Origin of the sequence: Microcoleus sp. AT8-A3 (genome assembly GCF_036705675.1) — a bacterium.
Taxonomy (GTDB): domain Bacteria; phylum Cyanobacteriota; class Cyanobacteriia; order Cyanobacteriales; family Microcoleaceae; genus Microcoleus.
This window is the reverse complement of the sequence record NZ_JAUBVD010000035.1, coordinates 35,801-57,009: the sequence shown is the minus strand read 5'-3', so window position 1 is coordinate 57,009 and position 21,209 is coordinate 35,801. Positions and strand designations below refer to the sequence as shown.

The 21,209-nt window shown below is 46.0% G+C and carries 21 protein-coding genes; 9 read left to right on the top strand and 12 right to left on the bottom strand.

Annotated features, from left to right (window positions below):
• Positions 1-74: 74 nt before the first annotated feature.
• The 4 genes from QUB51_RS19650 (at position 75) to QUB51_RS19635 (ending at position 2,868) form a co-directional block, all read left to right on the top strand.
• Positions 75-278 carry a hypothetical protein gene (locus tag QUB51_RS19650; protein ID WP_333052912.1) on the top strand — a complete coding sequence of 68 codons (204 nt, stop codon included), beginning with the start codon at positions 75-77 and terminating at the stop codon, positions 276-278.
• Between the two features lie 4 nt (positions 279-282).
• Positions 283-819 carry a GNAT family N-acetyltransferase gene (locus QUB51_RS19645; RefSeq protein ID WP_333052911.1) on the top strand — a complete coding sequence of 179 codons (537 nt, stop codon included), beginning with the start codon at positions 283-285 and terminating at the stop codon, positions 817-819.
• Between the two features lie 349 nt (positions 820-1,168).
• Positions 1,169-1,915 carry a HEAT repeat domain-containing protein gene (locus QUB51_RS19640; RefSeq protein WP_333052910.1) on the top strand — a complete coding sequence of 249 codons (747 nt, stop codon included), beginning with the start codon at positions 1,169-1,171 and terminating at the stop codon, positions 1,913-1,915.
• A gap of 41 nt (positions 1,916-1,956) precedes the next feature.
• Positions 1,957-2,868, top strand: a complete 912-nt coding sequence (locus tag QUB51_RS19635) for an Rpn family recombination-promoting nuclease/putative transposase (protein ID WP_333262853.1) — start codon at positions 1,957-1,959, stop codon at positions 2,866-2,868.
• A gap of 111 nt (positions 2,869-2,979) precedes the next feature.
• On the opposite strand, the gene QUB51_RS19630 is transcribed toward QUB51_RS19635, so the two are convergent.
• The 7 genes from QUB51_RS19630 to QUB51_RS19600 form a co-directional block, all read right to left on the bottom strand.
• Positions 2,980-3,753, bottom strand: a complete 774-nt coding sequence (locus tag QUB51_RS19630; protein WP_333262849.1) for a class II aldolase/adducin family protein — start codon at positions 3,751-3,753, stop codon at positions 2,980-2,982.
• 129 nt (positions 3,754-3,882) lie between these two features.
• Positions 3,883-4,620: a hypothetical protein gene (locus tag QUB51_RS19625; RefSeq protein ID WP_333262846.1), complete on the bottom strand. Its 738-nt coding sequence runs from the start codon at positions 4,618-4,620 to the stop codon at positions 3,883-3,885.
• 101 nt (positions 4,621-4,721) lie between these two features.
• The gene (locus QUB51_RS19620; RefSeq protein WP_333262843.1) at positions 4,722-5,987 is read right to left on the bottom strand and encodes an NAD(P)/FAD-dependent oxidoreductase; all 1,266 of its coding nucleotides are present in this window, start codon (positions 5,985-5,987) and stop codon (positions 4,722-4,724) included.
• Between the two features lie 24 nt (positions 5,988-6,011).
• Positions 6,012-6,170 (bottom strand): rubredoxin, encoded by a 159-nt coding sequence (gene rd, locus QUB51_RS19615; protein WP_333208640.1) that lies wholly within the window; start codon positions 6,168-6,170, stop codon positions 6,012-6,014.
• Positions 6,171-6,546: 376 nt separating this feature from the next.
• Positions 6,547-7,314 carry a ChaB family protein gene (locus tag QUB51_RS19610; protein ID WP_333052903.1) on the bottom strand — a complete coding sequence of 256 codons (768 nt, stop codon included), beginning with the start codon at positions 7,312-7,314 and terminating at the stop codon, positions 6,547-6,549.
• Positions 7,315-7,489: 175 nt separating this feature from the next.
• Positions 7,490-7,666 carry a hypothetical protein gene (locus QUB51_RS19605; RefSeq protein WP_333052902.1) on the bottom strand — a complete coding sequence of 59 codons (177 nt, stop codon included), beginning with the start codon at positions 7,664-7,666 and terminating at the stop codon, positions 7,490-7,492.
• A 191-nt stretch (positions 7,667-7,857) separates the two neighbouring features.
• Positions 7,858-8,151, bottom strand: coding sequence for a DUF433 domain-containing protein (locus QUB51_RS19600; protein WP_333052901.1), 294 nt, complete (start codon positions 8,149-8,151; stop codon positions 7,858-7,860).
• A 79-nt stretch (positions 8,152-8,230) separates the two neighbouring features.
• Here QUB51_RS19600 and QUB51_RS19595 point away from each other — a divergent pair, with 79 nt between their 5' ends.
• From QUB51_RS19595 to QUB51_RS19585, 3 genes are all read left to right on the top strand, one after another.
• Positions 8,231-8,905: a polysaccharide deacetylase family protein gene (locus QUB51_RS19595; protein ID WP_333052900.1), complete on the top strand. Its 675-nt coding sequence runs from the start codon at positions 8,231-8,233 to the stop codon at positions 8,903-8,905.
• 188 nt (positions 8,906-9,093) lie between these two features.
• Positions 9,094-10,575 carry an S-layer homology domain-containing protein gene (locus QUB51_RS19590; RefSeq protein WP_333262839.1) on the top strand — a complete coding sequence of 494 codons (1,482 nt, stop codon included), beginning with the start codon at positions 9,094-9,096 and terminating at the stop codon, positions 10,573-10,575.
• Between the two features lie 410 nt (positions 10,576-10,985).
• A complete protein-coding gene (locus tag QUB51_RS19585) occupies positions 10,986-11,660 on the top strand; it encodes an acetoacetate decarboxylase family protein (protein ID WP_333262836.1) in 675 nt (224 codons plus the stop codon).
• A gap of 364 nt (positions 11,661-12,024) precedes the next feature.
• Here the strand turns inward: QUB51_RS19585 and QUB51_RS19580 are convergent, their stop codons facing one another.
• Complete coding sequence (locus tag QUB51_RS19580) at positions 12,025-12,501, bottom strand: orange carotenoid protein N-terminal domain-containing protein (RefSeq protein WP_333052897.1); 477 nt, start codon at positions 12,499-12,501, stop codon at positions 12,025-12,027.
• Positions 12,502-12,789: 288 nt separating this feature from the next.
• On the opposite strand from QUB51_RS19580, the gene QUB51_RS19575 reads away from it, so the two are divergent.
• A complete protein-coding gene (locus QUB51_RS19575; protein WP_333052896.1) occupies positions 12,790-13,383 on the top strand; it encodes a Uma2 family endonuclease in 594 nt (197 codons plus the stop codon).
• 210 nt (positions 13,384-13,593) lie between these two features.
• On the opposite strand, the gene QUB51_RS19570 is transcribed toward QUB51_RS19575, so the two are convergent.
• The 4 genes from QUB51_RS19570 to QUB51_RS19555 all read right to left on the bottom strand — a co-directional run bounded on the left by QUB51_RS19570 (position 13,594) and on the right by QUB51_RS19555 (position 19,023).
• Positions 13,594-16,740: an MFS transporter gene (locus QUB51_RS19570; protein WP_333262833.1), complete on the bottom strand. Its 3,147-nt coding sequence runs from the start codon at positions 16,738-16,740 to the stop codon at positions 13,594-13,596.
• Between the two features lie 365 nt (positions 16,741-17,105).
• Positions 17,106-17,387 carry a hypothetical protein gene (locus QUB51_RS19565; protein ID WP_445243135.1) on the bottom strand — a complete coding sequence of 94 codons (282 nt, stop codon included), beginning with the start codon at positions 17,385-17,387 and terminating at the stop codon, positions 17,106-17,108.
• Positions 17,388-17,471: 84 nt separating this feature from the next.
• On the bottom strand, positions 17,472-18,416 hold the full coding sequence (locus QUB51_RS19560) for a hypothetical protein (RefSeq protein ID WP_333262830.1): 945 nt from the start codon (positions 18,414-18,416) through the stop codon (positions 17,472-17,474).
• A 301-nt stretch (positions 18,417-18,717) separates the two neighbouring features.
• Positions 18,718-19,023: a hypothetical protein gene (locus QUB51_RS19555; RefSeq protein ID WP_333106907.1), complete on the bottom strand. Its 306-nt coding sequence runs from the start codon at positions 19,021-19,023 to the stop codon at positions 18,718-18,720.
• 85 nt (positions 19,024-19,108) lie between these two features.
• On the opposite strand from QUB51_RS19555, the gene proS reads away from it, so the two are divergent.
• On the top strand, positions 19,109-21,019 hold the full coding sequence (gene proS / locus QUB51_RS19550) for a proline--tRNA ligase (RefSeq protein ID WP_333052891.1): 1,911 nt from the start codon (positions 19,109-19,111) through the stop codon (positions 21,017-21,019).
• Positions 21,020-21,209 lie beyond the last annotated feature (190 nt).

Sequence of the window (21,209 nt, the reverse complement as noted above, 5' to 3'; positions counted from 1 at the left end):
GGCAGCCATTATAGCTGACCAGATTTGTATGGTACACTTGATAATATCAACTCAAGAATTAAGTTTTTGCGGTTATGGGTATCATTCGTCAATACATTGCTCCATTAATAGCGGTATTAGTATTTTTCGCGGCTCTGGTAGCAGTCAGTGCTCGCATCTTTTTGCCTGGTGACATGGCTGCCCCGGCACCGATTGAGGAAGCGATTCCCCAAAAGCAAGCGGCAGTGGTGAATCCAATTTTCTTGGGGCTAAATTATGCCGCTTTCCGTGTCCGCTGAGCTGATGTCTGCTCAACTGATACCGGGCTACGGGCTGCGATCGGGATCGGGACTCGATCGAGCAAAACTGGTAAAGTTTATGCACCGGACTTACCGAGAGCTTTACCCGGATGGGGAATTGGGACATTTGGCTCAAACTGTCGAGCAGTATTTTTCTAACCAGACGCCGGTTTGGTGGGTAGAGTGCCAGAAAAACACCCAGGAAGAGGCAGAAATTTTGCCGGCGCTGCCCTCGCAGTATCTCAATCCCCAATCTCAAGCCCAAAATCTGACATCGGTTGTCGGATGTTTGTGGTTGGGAAATGCGATCGACCAAACCACCGGAGAACGCTACGCTCACATTTTTTTGCTGTACGTAGCACCGGAACATCGCCGTCTGGGAGTCGGTGCAGCTTTAGTTATTCATGCTGAAAATTGGGCGCGGGAAAGGGGCGATCAGCAAATTGGTTTGCAAGTATTTCTGAGCAATCAGCCTGCGGTGAATCTATATCAAAAATTAGGCTATCAAACTCATTCCCTGTCGATGCTCAAATCCCTTTGAAATATAAATTCTACTGGTTTGGAATCAGGGCTAAAGTCCTGATTCATGCCAATTATGAGGACTGAAGTCCTCACTACAAACTTAGGTGACAGCAATTATGAGGACTGAAGTCCTCACTACAAACTTAGGTGACAGCAGAGGAATTTGTTTGTTGTAAGTCATATGTTGCACCATTCTCAATTAGCCTTTTAGGAACAGGCTTTCCGGCCTGTTCCACAAGAAAATTTATCTGTTGTGGAACAGGCCGGAAAGCCTGTTGCTGACAAGCGCCCCCTACAATTATTGACTGCTGAGTGCTGACTGCTGACTGAGTTGCTTAGGAGCATCCTCTGTGCGGTAAAGTTTTTTTATGAACAATAACGACTACCCCAACGCCCTTGATACTGACACGGAACTGGAAAGCCCTTTGGATCAATTTGACGAATCCGAACCCCCGCTGCCAGATCCCGATGAAATGCTGCCAATGCTTGCATCCCCGGAACCTCAGCACCGGATGATTGCGGCGCGGGCTTTTTGCGAACTGCAGGACGATCGAGCAATTTCGCATTTAATTAATTTATTGAGAGACGGTTGCCCCTTGGTGCGGGTAAGCGCGGCTTATGCTTTGGGGCGAAATCCGAGTCCCGATGCTGTGGAACCACTGATTCTTCAACTTAACCGCGACTGGAACGGTTACGTTCGCAAAGGGGTAGTTTGGGCCTTGGGAAATTGCAGGGACCACCGCGCTTTGCCATCTTTAATTGATTCTCTGAAAACTGATATTTCGGCGGTGCGTTTGTGGGCGGCGAGTTCTCTGGGTCAAATGGCAAAAGTTGGTTACTATGTGGTGATTGCGGCGATTCCGCCGTTGATTGAAGCGCTGCGGGGAGATTCTGTATCTGCTGTGCGGAGCAACTGCGCTTGGGCGATCGGGCAACTGGCGCGAGAATTGCCGAATAATATAGTGTACGCTGGGGCGATCGATGGTCTAATTGAAGCTTTAGAAGAAGATGAAGATATGGGCGTGCGGGAAGATGCTAAATCTTCACTTTTGCGAGTTGGCGACCCGCGCGGATTGCAGATAATTGAAGATTTAGAAATGGAAGGAATTTTGTGATATAATTATCACATTGAAACACCATTTACTAATTATCAATTATGAATTTCATCAACCCTAAGACAGATTTTGGTTTCAAAAAAATCTTTGCTTCGCCCCAGAGCAAAGAAGTTTTGATTAGCTTCCTCAATGCTATGCTCTACAACGCAGAGCCGACAATTAAAGACTTAGAAATCATCGATCCCTACGCCGCGCCTAGCGTTACTGGATTAAAAGACACTTACCTGGATGTCAAAGCAAAAATTACGGGCAACAAAACTGTAATTATCGAAATGCAGGTCATCAATGTAGAAGCTTTTACTAAGCGCGTCATATATAATGCAGCCAAAACCTACGCCACTCAACTCAAACGCAGAGAAGGCTACTCAAAATTAAATCCTCTCATTGCTCTCACAATTACGGATTTTATCCTGTTTGAAAATACCGAAAAGTTTCTCTCACATTTTGTATTTAAAGAAGTCGAAGAAAACTTCGAGTATTATAGAGAAATAGAGTTAGTTTTTGTTGAACTACCAAAGTTTAACAAAAAATTAGAACAAGTTGAAAATCTGATTCAAAGCTGGATTTATTTTATAAAAAATGCTCCTGAACTGGAGGAAATACCGGATAAATTGGCGTCAGTACCCGAAATTCAAACAGCTTTTAACATTGCTAACAGGTCTACCTTAAACCTTGACGAGTTAGCATCATTAGAAAAGCGGGAAATGTTCTTTGAAGACCAACGCGGTGCTGTTATTAAGGGGATGCAAGAAGGTCGCCAAGAAGGCATAATTGAGGGGCAAACAGCATTAATCCTGCGTCAAGTCGCGCGGCGCACTGGCGAAATCCCACCAGAAATTAAAACTCGCATCCAGCAGTTATCTATCGAACAATTAGATGATTTAGGAGAAATATTGCTAGATTTTACCAGTCAAGAGGATTTGATAGCTTGGTTGGAATCGGCTTCAGCATGAATTTATAACTTTTGCACTCCTGATACTAAATCAGGCTTTAATACCCCCTTCATTCTTTATTCGCCGCAGGCGGACTGTGTTTGTGTAATAGCGGTTTCCACCGCCTAGTTCCTAATCTAATAAGTCAGGTTCCCGACGCACTATCATGTCATAAAGCGGTTGAAAGCTAAACCATCCCATGCGGTGAGACCCTACTTGCTGCTGTGTCAAACGCGCACATTCAGGCTTGATGAGAATTGGTTTTCCCGCTGCTTCTGCCATTAACTGCGCTTGACAAGAACGTTCCATTGCAATAAACCACCAAGCTGCTTCATCTACTGTTTGACCTACTGTTAACAGTCCGTGATTTTGTAAGATAATGGCTTTTTTCTCACCTAAAGTTTTGGCGATGCGTTTAGCTTCTTCGATTTCCAAAACAACTCCGGTGTAATCGTCAAATAAAGCTTGGTCTTCATAAAACGAACAAGCATCTTGCGTCAGCGGGTCAAGCAGGCGGCCCAAACTCGACCAACTTTTGCCGTAGGGAGAATGAGCGTGGGCTGCTGCGATTACGTCGGGGCGGGCGCTGTGCACTTGGGAATGAATGGCAAAAGCTGCTTCGTTTACGGGTTTATTTCCTTCAACAACTTCGCCTTTGTGGTTGACTAAAATTAGGTCGCTGACTCGAATTAAACTAAAGTGCATTCCAAAAGAATTGACCCAGAAATGGTCGAGGTGTTCGGGGTCGCGGACGGTGATATGTCCGGCAATTCCTTCGCTGAAGCCGAAGCGGGCAAATAATCGAAAGGCGGCGGCTAAACGTTGTTTGCGGTGGCGGCGTTCTTCTTCAATTGAGTTGAATGTTGGGGGTTGAAAAGTGACTTTGGGGATTTTTATTGCAACCATATATTTTATTAGTGAAAAGACAGGAGGCAGAGCCTCCGAATCGGCATTCCCAGTCAGAGACTGGGAACGAGATAAATTTTGAATTGGGAAATTTGAATTGGGAACTGTGGGGCCGCCATCTTGCCTGCCCTACTCAACTGCGATTTCACTCAGGCGCAAACCTGCGATGTTTTTGCAGTCAAAGGTGGCGTTGTTGCCGGGGCGACGTTCTATTAATTCGAGAATTTGTCCGGCGGGGTTTTGCACAAACCACTGGGTTAATGAGCCGGAGTTTAGAGGATGCTCTGATAGCGGTTTAAAGTTTTTATTTTGCCATATCTTAGCAGCATTCTGCACGTTTTCAACACGAATCGCGACGTGGTGAACTGCTGCTAATCCTCTTTCTTGCTGGAAGCGGTCTGTTTGGTCGCCCGGTGCGTGGGGCGCATCTAATACTACTAAGCCGCCGGCTGGCATTAATAAGGTCATTAAATGCAGCCACAAGTCGGAGGGAACGTTAATGTTTTCGGCACAAAAGTTAATCGGGAACAAGTCGGGGCCTTCAACTGTTTTGGCGCCGAAGGGGTAAAAAGATTTGGCGTAGTTTTCGAGTTCGGTACGGCTAGGGAATGTGAGGACAAAGTGGTCGATCGCAACTTGTTCGCCGTACAGGTGGGTCTCAAACGTCCAGGTTGTTAAATATTCGGGACTGATAAATTTGGGGTTGAATTCCAGCAAGCCATTTTTTTCGATGAAAGGTGAGTCAAGATGGCTGTCAGTGTGGTTCGGGAATTTTAAGGTTTTCAGCTTAAAGTTTTTCATGTGTTTGACCCCGATGTTGAAGGAGGCAAAACTGCGAATTTCTTCTACAGGCTCAACAGAAATCACATTTTGTGCCTCTTAATTCAAAAATAACACAAAATTTAATACTGGCAAGCCGATCGCCCGATCGCAACTCCCAAACCTTTACAAAGCAAGTATTCCCCAATCTAAAATCTAAAATCGGATGGTTTGCCGATCGCGTTCCCGGCCAACCACGCCGTAGTCCAGGCACTTTGGAAGTTGAAACCGCCCGTCACTCCGTCGATATCCAAGATTTCGCCCGCAAAGAAAAGTCCGGGACAGCGGCGGCTTTCCATTGTCTTAAAATCGACTTCTTTGAGGTTGACACCGCCGCAGGTGACGAACTCTTCTTTAAAAGCGCCTTTTCCGGCAACCTGATATTCGCCTTGAACGAGTTCTTGCAGGAGGCGATCGAGGATTTTGTTAGATAAGTCGGCCCAGCGTTTTTGCTCATCAATGCCGATCGAACTTGTCAAACGTTCCCAGAGGCGGCGCGGCACCGGAAACGGACAGCTAGAAACAATCAATCGGTGCGACAACTGCGACTTAACCGCTAGTAGTTGCTGTCGCAAAACTTCCGCATTGTACTGGGGAAGCCAATTAATCAGCACAGATGTTTTATAATGGCGATCGTGCAAAAATCTCGCACCCCAAGCCGAAAGTTTGAGTACAGCAGGCCCGCTTAAACCCCAGTGAGTAATTAGCAAAGGCCCGCTTTGTTCTAATTTAGCTCCCGGCAATTTCACCTTAGCATTAGGAACAGAAATTCCGGCTAAATCTTTGATTCTGCTGTCGGAAATATTAAAAGTAAATAGAGAAGGAACGGGCAGTTCTACAGTATTACCTAACTCTTTTGCCCACTTATAACCCGAAGGATTGCTGCCTGTAGCGAGAAGAATGCGATCGCACTTAAAACTCTCCCCAGACTTCAACTCAATTTCAAATCTAGGGGCGGTGTCCCCTTGTTCGCCCTCTGCGTTATTCCCGGTTAATTTCTTTACTGAAACGACTGCATCACCAGTGCGAATTTTTACGCCTGCATCCTCAGCAGCCCGGATCAAACAGTTAACAATTGTCGCCGAATCGTCTGTGATCGGAAACATTCGCCCGTCTTCTTCTGTTTTCAACTTCACACCGTGACCTGCAAACCATTCTACAGTATCGCGGGGTTGAAATCGAGTAAAAGCACCGCGCAGAGCTTTCCCTCCTCTGGGGTAATTCTGCACTAAAACACCCGGGTCAAAACAAGCGTGAGTCACGTTGCAGCGCCCGCCACCAGAGATGCGAACTTTTGCCAGGAGTTGCCGGCCAGCTTCTAGTAAAGTGACGCGGGCCTGCGGGTAGGTTTTGGCACAGGTAATTGCACTAAAAAAACCAGCAGCACCGCCACCGATGATTGTAATTTTGAGCATTCGATCGGACAAATTTTTTCTCGCTTATTCTGGTTCAAAATCCGATTTTACCGCCCCGCAAGTGGGACAAACCCAATCGTCGGGGATATCTTCAAAGGGTGTACCGGGAGCTATGCCTCCGTCGGGGTCGCCTAGTTCTGGATCGTAGACGTAATTGCAAACTGTACAAAGGTATTTTTGCATTTGCTTAACTCAATTTTATATTGCAAGCTTATAGATTGTACTGGACAACGCAACCTAGTGCAATACCAATTTCAAACAGTAATGAGACTTTCGGCCATTACCAAATTCTTAAAAATTAAGTTTTTCACAATTATAAAATATAAAATATACACTCCTGGAGGCACTCCGACAAAGAAACCGGGTTTTTTACCGAATCTACGGGTTCCAACGCGTCTTTTCGTAAAAAAACCCGGTTTCTGGGCCCCCCATGCCTAAGTCCTAATCTAATTAAGTCTTGCACCAATCTAAAACCTAAAATCTAAAATCGTCAAAGCCTCCAAAACCGCAGTTCTAGAGGCTCGATCGTATTTTTTATTAGTTTGCTGCGATTGCAAGACTAGACTTTCGCTAAAGGCTTAGTCCAAACGCCGTTTTCATCTTCTTCGTACTGCTGGTGAATGGCGTTCCAAGCGGTGTGTTCCGCTTGTATCGAGTCGTTGGTTTCGTCAAATGCGGCGTTGTAGGATTCCATAAAGGTTTTTTGAGCAGCTTCCGACAGGTGCGATCGCACTTCTGGAGATAAGTCTGCCGGACTATTGCAGCGACCTTTGACGGCGCGCGGCAGCGTCATTTCGCTAACTGAAACTTCTTCGCCGCCGGCACTTTCTAGCAAGAGTTGAAATTCGCCCGATCGGTCGGCGGCGACTTCTGCCATCACGAGAAACTCGCCTGCTTCAACGCGGGTTTGATAGATAGTTGCTTTGTCTTCCGGCATTCCCAAGGTGACTAAAGCGGAAACTAGACCCGCACCGGCCGAACCTGCGATCGCGCCGCTAGCTGCACCCAACAGTACCGCACCCAGCGGGCCCGCCGATACTACTGCACCGACAAAGGGAATAAACAGGACACCGACGCCTGTTAGCAAACCCAAAAAAGAACCGAATAATGAACCAAAAATCGCCCCGCTTCGCAGACCGCCTAATATCACATCTTTTTTAGTAATAAAGCCGGCAATTTTAGTTTTAGATTGAAAGTTTTTTCCCATTACTGAGATGTGGTCGCGGGAAACTCCGCGATCGAGCAACCGCCGAATTACGCCGTCTAATTGTTCTTCTTCCTTAAATACGGCTGAAACTGTTCGTTCGGCTAAATATTCCTCTGTCATTGTTCCTCCTTGATGGTTTTTCGATTAGTAGTGCTGGTTTTCAGTATAGGAGGACGCTGTAGGGCGATCGCATCGACCGCGAGATAGAGGTCGATGCGACTGTGGCTAGATTGAGTCTATATCAAAGGAGTTAAAGAGGCTGGTAGTTTCCGGTGCAATCGGTTATTTCAAGCTTTTATTCATATCTAATGTACTCAGCTAAAAACACCAATTGATTTATCATTTCTTCGGCTGACTTAGCAGCAATCAAGTTAAAAAAAACCCGCAACTGATCGCCAATCGAGTACCGCTGTTGCACTCCCATAATAATTCCAGCATGACCGATATTTTGGGCAATAAAGGTACTGTGCAAACGACAAAAATCTTTAGTGTTGAAACTGTATATGGCACGCCCTTGCTCCGCTGCCCAGATCAGTTGTTCCTCATCTTAACAGCTAAGCTTGTTAGCGTCCGAGGTAGTTATTACGTCTACACCAGAGGTTCGCAGAGCGAGTATCAGCGAGCGTTGGAGAATATCCTCATCCATGTATAAACAAATTCGGCTCACGATAGCTTACCTGCCATATATTCTGCTTCCAAACGGTCATACTCTTCGTAGTAAGCTGCTATTTCGGCGTCCGTTGCTTCCTTGTTCGCGTAATAGTAAGTGAGTGCTGCATAAATTTGTGCTAAAGTCAAATGCGGTCTTTCATCAATGATTTGCTGGGGAGTCATCCCGGCATTAAAATCAATAGCAATATTCTCTACCGTAATTCTAGTTCCTGCAATTCGCGGGCGGCCGCCACAGGTTCCCGGCGTGCGGACAATTAGCGTTCCTATCTCAACAGCAGTTGTCATATTTACCTAGATTGAGTTAACTTTATTCTATTGTAACGCAGCTTCATTTCTACCCGATCGCATTTATCCAGGTTAATCAATGCCATTAGCACCCCTGTTTCCTGTCGTTCATCCCATTCTCAAATCGGCTTTTCCCGGATGTCTGTGGACGGGAGATATCAACAGCCGAGAAATTGCCCTCACATTTGACGACGGGCCTCACCGTCAGCACACACCTCAACTGTTAAAAGTTTTAGATAAATACGACATCAAAGCTAGTTTTTTCTTGCTAGGTTTTTGCGTGGATAGGCATCCAGAAACGGCTAAGGAAGTTTGCGATCGCGGACACTGGATCGGTCTCCACGGCTACCAGCATATATCGTTTCCCAAACTCAAAACCCACGAACTCAAACAAAGTTTAGAAGACACGCAAAAAGCAATTGCCAAAGCTTGCGATTTAGACCCAAAATTAATCCTGGACGTGCGGCCACCCAACGGCATTTTTACGCCGCGAACACTAGAGTTATTGCAACAGTGGGAATATCGCCCTGTAATGTGGAGTGTCGTCCCGGAAGATTGGGTGAGGCCGGGGGTTAGGAAAGTTATTAGTCGCATCGTGCAGCAAACAGAAAACGGATCAATTATTGTACTGCACGACGGCTATTGCGGTGGCGAAGATGTGGCAGCCTCTGCGGATAAAATAATTCCATTGCTTTTGTATAAAGGTTACAAATTCGTGACAGTCGATCGACTGTGGGAACAAGTTTCTGCATGATTGTGTCACTGCAATCCCAAGCGCAGCAATAGCCAAGCTTTGAAATTGCTTCGCAATTCTCGGAATCACTGCGCGGCTGTGAAGGCGCTAGTCATGAGTATGTTAAGAGAAACAGGTTAAAATACCTAGTATTCTATAAAATTTGCTTCGGTTTCGATCGCCAATTGGTAAGTAGAGGAGTCTGTTCTATGATTCGATCGCACAGATGGCAAGCTATCATCGGTTTACTGGTAGCCCTGGGGATAATCATCGGGAATTTAGTGTTTCCGGGCATGAATGTACCCCCGGCATTTGCTCAAGCCAAATTTACGGATGTTAACAACCATTGGGCGCAAGCTTGCATTGAGGAGTTAGCACAGAAAAAAATTATCAGTGGCTATTACGAAGACGGCACTTTTCGCCCGAATCGCCCCGTCAGCCGCGCTGAGTTTGCGGCCATGGTTCGCATGGCTTTTCCAGATGCCCAAACCGTCCGATCTCCGATCGGCTTTGCAGATATTCCCACAAATTACTGGGGTTTTAAAGCAATTCGAGAAGCTTATCAGACGGGTTTTATGTCCGGTTACAGCGGCAGTATTTTTAACCCGACATTGAATGTTACCCGCTGGCAGGTTTTGGTAGCTTTAACCAGCGGCTTAAAATATACACCCGCAGGGCCGGCGGCTGAGATTTTGGATGCGACTTTTGAAGATGCGCGGGACATTCCCGAACTGGCTAGAAGTGCGATCGCCGCCGCCACAGAAAAACAACTTGTAGTCAATTATCCGGCTGTTAAACAGCTAGAACCTACTCGGAATGCTACTCGCGCCGAAGTAGCAAGTTTTTTCTGTCAGGCGATCGCCAAACCCGGCCAAACTGCCTTAATTCCTTCGGAATATATCGCCCAAGTTCCGGCGAATATCGGCCCGCCTCGAACAACAGAAACCTCGGAAGCGGGAAAAGTTCGGGCGGAAGTTTCTTTCGTAAAAGAAGCAGAAAATGCTAAAAATCTCCGCATCAAAATTATCCGTGACGGTAAAATTTTATTAGAAGAACCAGTGCTGATTCCGACTCGCTCTCTAGTAGATAATCCAGACAAAAGAGCCAGCGAAGAAATAGCAGAAGGACGTTTTTTATCGCTGCGAATTCGTGATTTAGACGGGGACAAGGAACCGGAAGTGCTGGCAGATTTAGTCTCAACCAAAAGCGGTGTCCGCTGCTGCAATTATTCGTTTATTTACCGCTACGATTCGGCAGCTAGCAAATACACTCATCTCAAGCATTTCTGGGGCAATGTGAGTTACGAAATTGTCGATTTGGGCAAAAATGATATCCCAGAGTTTAAGAGTCAGGACGGCAGATTTTCCGAGGCTTTTACCAATTACGCTGATTCTCGCTTTCCGCTGCAAATTTGGCAGTACCGCCAAGGTAAAATGCAAGATGTTAGCAAACAGTATCCGGTGGAAATATACACGAATTCTGCTGAGCTTTGGCTGGAATCTAACAAGCGTCTGAGTGAAGATGGGGAGGTGAAGGGGGTTTTGGCGGCCTTCATGGCGAACAAGTATGTCATGGGCCAGGAGGCGGAAGGTTGGCAATTGTTGGAGAGGGTTTATCAAGGGCGCGATCGCACTCAATTCTTCGGGAAGTTGCGGGAGTTTTTGGTAAGTACGGGCTATGCTAGTAAGTAGATTTGGAGGTTTTTAACCGCAGATCAACACGGATAAACGCTGATAATATCTGTAGGGTCGGGTTTTACGAATAATATCTAATTCCTACTAACAATATTATTAAACCCGCCCCCCTACAACAGATAACCCAAGTCAACTATTCATCAAATTTACCGTCACATATTATATTTCTTAAATAAATTAAATTACTACTCACATCTTGCCCCATTCTCCAGAACAGGCTTTCCGGCCTGTTCCACAAAGAGTGAATTTTCTTGTGGAACAGGCCGGAAAGCCTGTTCATAAAAAGCTTATTGAGAATGGTGCAACATCTCAGTTACTAACAACTTGTGAATAAATACCAAAAACTGTGGCTTTTTGAAGCCCCAAGCTAAAATAAGTATAAAATATCAGACATTAAATCACTGAAAATGGTATATCCATCTGCACCTTGGAATCTGCAAGGTTATGCTGTTGGGACTTTACAATTGGTAGATGTGGCACGAGTGCGCCCCTTGGTTCCCTCTGAGTTAGAAATTGTCTCTTTATTGCCCGGAAAAACCCTAGGCGGCATTTATATATCCTCCTATGGGTTGGGTTCGGTGATGGAGTACAATGAGTTAATTGTAGTTAGCGCGATCGCCAATTATGCAGGAAAATGGGGCGCTTGGATTTCCCATATTTACGTAGACAACCCTAACTCGGTAGCCGGCGGGCGGGAAATTTGGGGACTTCCTAAAGAATTAGCTACATTTAGTTGGGAAGGTAGCGATTCGGTAAAAGCAGCACCGCTAGGCTACCGCGTCACAGTTAGCCAAGGAAACCGTCAACTGTGCAGTTTCAATTACAGCCAGCAAAGCTTAGCCTTACGGGTGCCTTTTAGCGGAAATGTTTTCAGCGCTGACAGCAGCAATTTGCTATTATTTAAAGGAGAATTGGGTTCTAGAATCGGCTTGATTAGAGGCGAACTAGAAATACCTGAAGAAAGTCATTTTGCCAATTTAAACTTAGGTCAGCCCTTGCTAACAGTTGCCTGCGAAGATATGCGTTTAATTGCAGGTGCGCCTGAAGTTGTGGGAAACAGAGCCGTTGAATTCACTTATTAGCTGTAAAGTGCGGATCTTCGCCGTAAACCTAAAAAAACACAACAGCCAGAAACCAGGTTTCTTGAAGAAGCCTGGTTTCTGGCGCGGCGTATTAGTTTGAGCTACTTAGGATGGCGAATTAAATAATTTACACTCTTGAAAGTCGGAAGTAGGAGTTGGGCACTCTTAGCCCGCCCTTTCTGGACGGGCGGGACGCCCATCCCACAAGAACCATCAAAATTCTAAGTTATTTAATTCTCATTCCTTACTAATCTTTTTGAGGACTTACGCATCAAACGGCTAAAAACCCGGTTTCTTCCTAGATGCGTCGTTACCAAACCCAATATTCTCCGAGAAAGCGGTTTTTTTTTCGTAAGTCCTATTTTTAAATGCCAGCCCCCGGAGCGGCTTCAGCACCCATTTCTAAAATTGTACCGCGAAGGAAATCAATTTGCTGCTGGAAATCCATGCCCTCTATCTTTCCTAATAAAGCTTTTCCTGCGTCGGGAAGTTGATAGTCTGGAGGCACAGGAATAATAGTTCCTTCGTCCATTCCTACCGCTAGGAAATACCAAAAAGCCAGCTTGGTTTCAGGACTCATCGAGCCGTACATCCGGCTGATTTCGGTATTGGCTTTTGAGGCAATGTCGCGCATTACTTGTAGTTGTTCTTCGTGGGGCAGCGGCTTGACTTGCTCGAACAAACCCTGAGCGATTTCGGAACCGGAAGCACCGGGAGCCGCTGGCGTTATTGACTTGCCCATTTCGGTGTAAACAAACCACAGCAAACCTAATTGGTCGTCTACACTCAACTGCTTAATATCTGCTTTTCCTTGGTCGTAAGCACTGGTAGTAAAGGTCATTCAAGCCTCCAAAATAATATGTATTGCTCAGTTTTCTTATTTTTGAGAAAACTTTTGTTTGCTACTTAAGTTAAAGTACCTAATAAATAGTGATGCTAGAATCTTGCTTAAGACAGAGATGATCCCGGACATAAGTTCGGCGAGTAAATTCACAAAAATTGGGAAAAAGTGCAACCAAAGGATGAGGCAAATTTGACAAGATTGTTGTTAGCGAAGCTCATGATTAGCATTGTTTAGCCGATCGCCGATCGCCTATAATCGCAACATACCTGTATTGAGGTGGCTGTTATGTCGATCGCAACTGCAAAACGTTTCACCATAGCGGAATATCATCGCCTGACAGAACTGGGGTTCTTTGGTGAGGACGATCGAGTTGAGTTAATCAAGGGAGAACTTGTGAAAATGGCAGCTAAAGGTACCGCTCACTCTGTTTGCGAGACACGCTTGGAACGCGAGTTATTTAAGCTGCTGGGAGAAAGGGCGACACTGCGAGGGCAACAACCGATTATTCTGCCGGATGACAGCGAACCTGAACCCGATCGCGCGATCGTGCAAAATCGCCCTGATGACTATTTATCCTGTCACCCCACAACAGCGGATATATTGTTACTGATTGAGATTGCGGATTCTTCTTTGAATTACGACAAACAAGTCAAGTTGCCCCTTTATGCTGAAGCGGCTATCTCTGATTATTGGATATTTAATTTATTAGAAATTTGTTTGGAATGTTACAGCGAACCTTATCAGAATTCGCAAGGCAAATTTGGTTATCGCGTCAAGAGAATTTTTCTGCCTAACGAAACAGTTGCCCTCCCTAATTTTGGGGATTTGTCCCTAGATTTATCTAAAGTATTTCCTCCTAGTTCGATCGGCGATAAATAATATCGTTTTCGGTGGCATCGGAATCATATATTTGGATAATGTCAGTGCGAGCGTCCTCGCTCGCGATCCATACCGCGAGCGAGGACGCTCGCACTGCATAATAATTCCAATGCCACCAAATCAACCGGACATGATATCATTCCAAAGAAAATAGGCTGGCAAACAGCCAGCCTAGAATCAGGAGAACTTTATTTCAAACTCGTTGAAAATCTAGCTAAACAAACCCGAAATCCCGTTGACTGCTATTGCTCCAGCCAAAGCCGAAACAACCACAGAAGTCAGAGCCGTACCGAACAGCCACCAAGCTGCGGCGGCTGCCGCTTCGCGCGCATCTTCTGCTTGCTGCTTGGCCTTGTTCTTGAGCTGTTTGATGCGTTTTTTGGTTTCATTTTGCAGGCGTTCCGATCGCAATAAAACGCTGTCCCTTGCTCCTTCCATTTGGTCAACAATTCGGTGAGCCTGTGCCTCGGAAATATCGGAACGAGAACTCAGCAGGGCAACTAAAGTAGCGCGATCGAACTCACCTAAACGCTCTTTAATCGCGTCAAATCCGGCCTGCGGGTCGTCAAACACTTTGCGTAAGTCCCGCTTGATGCCTTCGTAGTTGAGCTCTGGTCGATCGAGCGAATTGAGGTAATCCCGGATTTTCCCGAAAATACCATCCATTGCTGACTGAAACTTGTCCTGAACCATTTGAACTTGTTCGACAATTTGGTTGCGGACAGATTCAATTTGGTCGGCAATTCTGTTAGCTTCCTCTTGGGAGATGTCTTCCCGCTGCGACAGCAATGCTACCAGAGTCGATCGATCGAAGTGCTTCAGGCGATCGCCCAAACTTTGCATCCCCATTCCCGGCTCGCTAAACAGCAACTGCAAATCGCGTTTGATGCTTTCAGGATTGAGTTCTTCCTTGTCCGTATTCCGCAAGTAATTTTCCAAACTGCCTTGGAAATCCCGGACTGTTTTTTGAGCGCGAGATGCCAAGCGGCGGGGCGATTTCACGATGCTGCGAATTGAATCTTGCACGCGATCGATCGTCCGATTGATCTGTTCTTCGCTCAAATCTTCCCGCTGCGAAAGCAGCTTGACTAAAGTTTCGCGATCGACCTGAGAAAGTCTGTCCCGAAGTGCCAAAGCACCCTCTTTCGGATTTTCAAACAATTTAGTCAAATCCCGATTGAGGCCTTCTGGATCGAGTTCTTCCAGGTTTGTATTCCGCAGGTACTCGCCAATTTTTGCAGTAACTTCCTCGTACTGTTGCTTAGCTCTATCTGCCACTATTTGCGGCGCGTGGATAATGTTGTCGCGCACAGATTCGATCCGGTCGATCGTCTGATTGATCTGTTCTTCGCTGAGGTCTTGGCGCTGTGACAGCAACTGCACCAGCGTATCGCGGTCGAATTGAGACAAGCGTTCTCTCAGCGCTTTGAATCCGGCTTCCGGGTCGTTTAACAGCGTTTGAAACTCGCGCTCGATCGCTTCAGGATTGAGTTCTTCCTTATTAGTATTGCGGAGATAGTCTTCTACCTTTTGCCGCAATTCTTGGGCTTTCGATTTCGCTTGCTCTTGCAATTCTTGAGCTCTTGAAATTACGCGATCGCGCGAACTTTCGAGCTGCCCGATTAACCGATCGGCTTCCTCTGGACTGAAATCTTCCCGCTGACCCAGCAACTGCACCAAAGTATCGCGGTTAAACTGCGACAGGCGATCGCGCAAAGCCTCAAAACCAGCATCCCGGTCTTCCAAAAGCGCTTGGAAATCCCGCTCGATACCTTCAGGATTCAATTCCTCCTTGCCGGTCGATCGCAAATAATTCTCAATCCGGCTCCGCAAATCTTGAGACTGTTCTTCACCAGCAGCATCTCGCACAATTTCCAACACTTCTTGGCGGACACCTTCAAGCTGTTCGGCAATTTCCGTCACCTGTTCAGGAGCAAACCCCTCGCGGCGACCCAGAATTCCTACAAAATAATCTGGATTAAACAGCTCTAACTGGCGCAAAACTGCCCCCGGAGAAGCTTCCGGGTCGTAAATCACATCCCTAAATTCCTGCTTGATTGTCTCCCGGTTGAGATGCCAAGGCTGGGTATTCAGCAAGTAGTTTTCCACATCAGCCTTAGCTGTATTGAAAGGCAGCGCAGGCACTTTGTCGCCCACCTGAGAAGCCAAAGATTTAGCTTTTTGAGTACCTTTTTCTGTCAGTTGTTGCAACTGACCGGAGATTTTTTCAACATCCAAATCAGACAAATCCGTCCGCGACAAAACAGTGCCCACAAGAGCTTCCACACCCAACTGCATCGCTCGCTTCATGCCGCTGCTGGATTCCGATTTGTTTTCCCTACTTTCTAGAATTTGAGACAGCTTGGCGTTGAGTTCGTCAGACTTCAGCAAATCTGGAGCCGCAAACTTAAGAAAATCAACCAACTCTAAATTCGGGTCTTTCTGCTCTTGCTGCTTGCCGAAAGTTTGCTTCCAAACGCCTTCTAGCTGGTCAGCAATTTGAGTTATTTCCTCTTGAGTAAAGTCTGTGCGACTCTTAACTAAATCCACAAAAGTCTGGCGGTTAACATTCTTCAGAACGTCGCTTCCCGCAAGAGATTTGATATCTGCATCGCCCAGCAACTTTTCAAATTGACCGCGAATTTCCTTAACATCTAGTTTCGGTAACTGCAAAGAACCCACATAATCTTGCAGTGTTTCGCGAATGCTATCCGGGTCTACCGCCGAACTCAACTCGCGGCGGACAGCGGCAACAGATGCCTCTACAGTATTGACCATTTGGTCGCTAGCCATCTTGCCGCCGATCGCAGCACCAGCAGTACCCATGAGCCCTTGAACGCCTGAAAAAGCAGTTTTTATCAAGGAACCGATCATCGAACCGACGGCGCTAGAACCGAGCCACACCAGCGTTAAAAAGTACGCAGCCCAGATTACCACACCAATAATTGCCGCTCCGTCTACGCTGGCAATTGAAGTTAGTTTGACTGCCAGAAAACAAGCCAAAAATAAAGCTAGGTTAACGGTGACTAAAATCCAACCCCCGACTAAACCTTCGATTTTCCGAACTTTACGGCCTATACTTTCGGACTCATCATCATCATCGTCATCGTCGGGTAAAGCCTCGTCCCAATTTGAGATTTTGGCGGCGATCGAGAAATTTGTTAACAGGAATTGGAAGCCGAAAGCCATAATGACTCCGGCGATTAAGGCCACGAAAAACTGAGGGCTTAAAAACATCAGCCCTCCGATATCGGGGTGGTCAAATGGCACATCTATTTCTACTGGCATTTCTACTGGCATTTGGGCCATATTGAATTTGGGACTGTACAGCGAAATTAATAACTCGCTTTCAAACATAATTTACCTCCTAAGTTTTTATGCCTAACTCGGCACATCGAAAACGGCCCCCAACTTTTTTTGAGGGATCTTTGTAATCTTTAGATGATGTTTTATTTGGGTTCGGATTTATCTTACTGAAGCCCTTATTAGTGAAATTGGGATGAGCGGTTAATCAGTTATCTAGTGATCTCATCCTTACTGCTTATTATGGCTCTGGAAGCTAAAAAATAAATCCGTCTAAAGTCAGAAATTAGTTTTCAAGGGATTAGTAGCAGCAGAGTTCGCATCAAAGTGGCAAGTTTGATGCGGGGGCTGCCACCCATTATCAATAGTAGTAAAGTAATTTTCGGCGCACCCTACATATCGTAGAGTACGCTACCGAGTTAGGATTCTGTTTGATTGTTAGGGTCAAAACGAGCTAGTAATTCCCGGCGTTCGAGATCCATACTCAGTCGCGCGATTTCAAGAAATTCTAGTTGAATCAAAGGCTCAATTATTTGGGCTAATTCTTCATCAATTTCGCCAAATCTTACTTGTAATATACTCTCAACATTCTGGCGTTTACCTTGCTGAATACCTTGCTCGATACTTTGCTGAATACCTTGCTCGATACCTCGCCGAGTTGCTTCTTCAAGCCGTTGTAAATAGAGCGGTGACAGTTCCATAATTAACTCCAGATTTTCTCGATATATAATAAATAGTAAAGTGATATTTAGCGCACCCTACCGATTGTAGAGTACGCTGCTGAGTTAGGATTCGGGTTGGTTTTTCGACGCATCAAAATGAGCTAGCAATTCAGAGCGATCGAGCTGCCTAATTAGTCGCGTGCGATCGAGGGGTTCTAGCTCAATCAAAGGCTCGATTATTTGGGTTAATTCTTCATCAATCTCGCCAAATTTTACTTGTAGCATACTCTCAACTATCAGGCGTTGAGCGCGCTGCATAGCTTGCTGCATACCTTGCTGAATACCTTGCTGCATACCTCGCTGAGTTGCATCTTCCAACCGTTGCAAGTAGAGGGGTGACAGTTCCATAATTAACTCCCGATCTTCTCGATCTATGTCTTGACGTACTTCTAATATCGTTCGCAAGTTGTACAACAATTCTAACGCATTCAACCGAAAGACATTATCTGAGGGTAACTCTCTCAATTCGGCAATAGCTTGCTTCTGCACGTTTCCCTTCCCTAAAACTCTCAGCCACAGGGTTTCTGGAGTCCGGGGGAGTTGGTGAATGGCAATAATCGCTGCTTTCAGAGATGGGCCCATAAAATAAACTCCACTTACCCAATTTTCCGGTTCGGGAATCGCTCGAAATCCAGCTAATATCGTGTCGGAAACAGTCGGCGACAGTATCCAAAGTTGGGGCAAGTCTGCCTCTGCAATCCGGGTATTTTCTCTAACTGCCGCGCGTTCAAATTCGCCGTGGATATCGAAGAGTTTGCCCAGACAACTGCGAATTTCTCCGATTTGGACGGGGCTGCGGAAGGGTTCAAATACAGCGGGTTTTGCTGCAATTTGACCCAAAATGCCGAGGGCTGTTGCTTCGACTTCCGGTTCTGCTTTCGGGGAAAATAAAACGTCAACCTGCCTTACTTCTCCAGCAACATCCCGGCTGGTTTCTACATTACCGAGAGGGGTTAATAGTTCTTTCAGATACTGTTTAGCAAATTGGTCGTGAATAAATCTGGTCATGCGATTTTAGATTTTAGATTTTAGATTTTAGATTGGGAATTAGTTACGGGATATGGGTTTGGCGCTTGCCTAAAGTTGCATTATTTTTTGAATCCGGTCAATCCATTTTAGATTTTAGATTTTAGATTTTAGATTGAAGCATTCATCCCACGGATAAATACGTTCGGCAAGTTTCATCGGATACAGGTTTTTTATTCCTGGACGGATGAATCACGTGGCGGGTATCCTGGATGCTGTCGGTCATTAGAATGTAATTGCGCGTCATTCAACAAACATGATATCGGGTGCGCCGCAGCCTAGGCTACGAATTTTTCCCGCAGCATTTACCCTCACAGTTGCGAATGCTGCGAATACAGCCGTACTCCTCGAAACGTTGACTGTGTTTGCGAACCGTAGGATAGGCAATTAAATATAATGGAATTCCGATTAGTTTGTAAAGCAATCGACCAGCAGCATGAACAATATCCCAAATTTCGCTTAAATTAGGTTCTCGAACAAATTCTCCTATTTCATCTTTTAAGGCAAGCCACTGAGATTGCACAGTAGGAGAGTGACAATTATCAAAGACTGCCATACCTTTTTCGTAGTTTTGCCAAATTTTATTCATATATTTAATCAAATCGGGCTTAGTTCTGATAATATCAGAAGTTGATCTAAAATTACACTCATCCGGTATTTTAAGGAAATCAGCCATGCGACTATCTCAAATGCTTTTTGTTACCCTGCGCGAAGACCCGGCAGAAGCAGAAATTCCCAGCCACAAACTATTACTCCGTGCCGGATACATCCGGCGCATCGGTAGCGGAATTTACGCTTATCTACCTTTAATGTGGCGAGTTCTCAAAAAAGTATCTCAAATTGTGCGCGAAGAAATGGACGCTACCGGCGCTCAAGAATGTCTCCTCCCGCAATTGCAACCGGCCGATTTGTGGCGGGAATCCGGCCGCTGGGATACCTACACTCAAGCTGAAGGTATTATGTTTGCCATGACAGATAGGCAGCAGCGAGAATTGGGACTGGGCCCAACTCACGAAGAAGTAATTACTACAATTGCTAAAGATATGATTCGTTCCTATCGGCAATTGCCTTTACATCTTTATCAAATTCAAACTAAGTTTCGCGATGAAATTCGCCCGCGTTTTGGGTTGATGCGCGGTCGCGAATTCATTATGAAAGATGGCTATTCTTTCCACACTAACGAAGAAAGTTTGAAAAAAACTTATCAGGATATGGCTCAAGCTTATAGCAATATGCTGCGCCGATCGGGCTTGCAATTCCGAGCAGTAGATGCTGATTCGGGAGCAATTGGCGGCTCTGGTTCTCAAGAGTTTATGGTGTTGGCTGAAGCGGGGGAAGATGAAGTTCTTTATACTGAAGATGGTCAGTATGCAGCTAATGTGGAAAAGGCTGTATCGATGCCTGCGGATGTGGAACCGTCGCCCTTTGCAACGTTTGAAAAGCGGGAAACGCCGGGAACTGAAACAATTGATAAACTTTGCAAATTTTTGAAATGTTCTCCGACGCAAGTTGTCAAAAATGTGCTTTACCAAGCTGTTTACGACAATGGCATCACAGTCTTGGTATTGGTAAGCATTCGCGGCGACCAAGATGTGAATCAGGTAAAGTTGCTGAATGAATTGACGAAGTTAGCGGGCAATTATCAAGCTAAAACTGTTTTATTTTTGACTGTTCCCGATGCGGAAGCTCAGCGGAAATGGGCGGCTAAATCTTTACCTCTGGGTTATATGGCTCCGGATCTTGCTGATGATTATATCGCCTCCAACCCCCCCCAACCCCCCCTTACCAAGGGGGGGCAAGAAGACTCAAATCCCCCCCTTACCAAGGGGGGGCAAGAAGACTCAAATCCCCCCCTTACCAAGGGGGGGCAAGGGGGGGTATCTCCCAAGTTTTTGCGTTTGGTCGATCGCACAGCAGTTGATCTGACAAACTTTGTCACTGGTTCAAACGAATCAGGATACCACGTTGTCGGGGCTAATTGGAACAAAGAATTTCCCCTGCCAGCAACGGTTGTAGGCGTCAGAACAGCTAAAAAGGGCGATCGGGCAGTGCACAACCCCGAACAAACCTTGGAAAGTGCCAGAGGCATCGAAGTCGGCCACATCTTCCAATTAGGAACCAAATACTCCCAAGCAATGGGCGCCACCTACACCAGCGAACAAGGCGAAGAAATGCCCTTTGTTATGGGCTGCTACGGCGTCGGCGTGTCGCGCCTAGCTCAATCGGCCGTAGAACAATCCTACGACAAAGACGGGATAATTTGGCCAGTGGCGATCGCGCCGTATCACGCCATCATTAGCATCCCCAATATTTCCGACGCCCAACAAGTAGAAGTCGCCGAAAAACTCTACGCACAACTCAACCAATCTGGCATTGAAACCTTGCTAGATGACCGTGACGAACGAGCCGGAGTTAAATTCAAAGATGCTGATTTAATCGGCATTCCCTATCGCATTGTTCCGGGCCGTTCGCTGAAAGCAGGAAAAGTTGAAGTTGTGGAAAGAGCCACTCACCAATCACATGAAATTCTCATTGATGAAGTAAATTCTACTTTAAAACAGTGGATTGAAGCCGCCATCAACTAAGCCTTTATAATTGGTAAGGTGCGCGCACCGCGCACCTACATTTAGGCTCGCAATGTGCCCGGTGTACACCCTACATTAGCTCCCCTCTTTCTCTTCCTTATTCCCTCTTCCTGACATCCGTTACATCCGTTATATCAAATCCGTTGGCATCAGAATTATTCATCTCTCTCTTCCCTTTCTCTGTATCCTC